Here is a 1,209-nt window from a genome sequence, read left to right on the forward strand (position 1 = left end):
GTGTCCACGAGTGTACCGGTGTGCGGGCCTCCTGGGCTGCAGGCACTCAGGCATGGTGGTAGCATTGAGGGAAAGACAGGCGTCGGGGAGCGGGGTCCCCAATGCCGCTCGGCGAAATCCACGGCGCGCAGGCGCGCAGCGCCCTTACGGTGCTTCACGTGCGCGCGAAACACAGATCCGGCGCCCTTCCTCTGTCCCCACCACAATAATCACAGGCACACTCACTACACTACTAAGCTCACACTGATTTCTCGCCTGAGCAGGCCTAGAAATAAACATACTAGCCTTCATTCCAATTCTAATCAAAAAAACAAACCCCCGTTCCACAGAAGCCGCTACCAAATACTTCCTAATACAATCCACCGCATCCATAATTCTTATAATAGCAACTACCCTCAACAACCTACTATCAGGACACTGAATAATAACAAGTACCACCAATCAACTCCCATCATTAATAATAACTGCTGCCCTTGCTATAAAACTAGGAATAGCCCCCTTTCACTTTTGAATTCCAGAGGTCACCCAAGGAACACCCCTAATTCCTGGCCTACTCCTCCTCACATGACAAAAACTAGCCCCCATCTCAATTATATACCAAATTCACCCATCAATCAACACCTGTGCCCTCATAACCCTCTCAACCCTATCTATTATAGCAGGTAGCTGAGGAGGCCTAAACCAGACACAATTACGCAAAATTATAGGATACTCCTCAATCACTCACATAGGCTGAATGATAATAACACTAACATACAACCCAACCATCACAACCCTCTACTTAACCACATACATCGCCCTAACAACCACCATATTCCTATTCCTCAATCTAAACTCAAACACCACAACCCTTACACTGTCCCTTACCTGAAACAAATCACCCCAACTCATACCACTAACAATATTCACCCTCATATCCCTAGGAGGTCTACCTCCACTAACCGGCTTTCTACCTAAATGAATAACTATTCAAGAACTTGCAATAAACAACAACTTCATCATCCCCTCCATCATAGTCGCCATAACCCTACTTAACCTGTACTTCTACATACGCCTAATCTACACTGTCTCAGTATCACTATTCCCCACTCCTAACAACACAAAGATGAACTGACAACTTGAAAACACAAAACCAACACCCCTCACCCCCACACTCACCATCATTTCTACCCTCCTACTACCAATCACCCCCCTAATCCTAACTGTTCC

General features: G+C 46.4%; 1 protein-coding gene. It reads left to right on the plus strand.

The window, feature by feature from the left end; translation table 11 throughout:
- Positions 1-301 precede the first annotated feature (301 nt).
- Positions 302-421, plus strand: a complete 120-nt coding sequence (locus ACFIL8_RS10580; RefSeq protein WP_375689729.1) for a hypothetical protein — start codon at positions 302-304, stop codon at positions 419-421.
- The last annotated feature ends 788 nt before the right edge of the window (positions 422-1,209 follow it).

This window comes from Bartonella sp. AP57NXGY (assembly GCF_042195805.1).
Lineage (GTDB): Bacteria > Pseudomonadota > Alphaproteobacteria > Rhizobiales > Rhizobiaceae > Bartonella.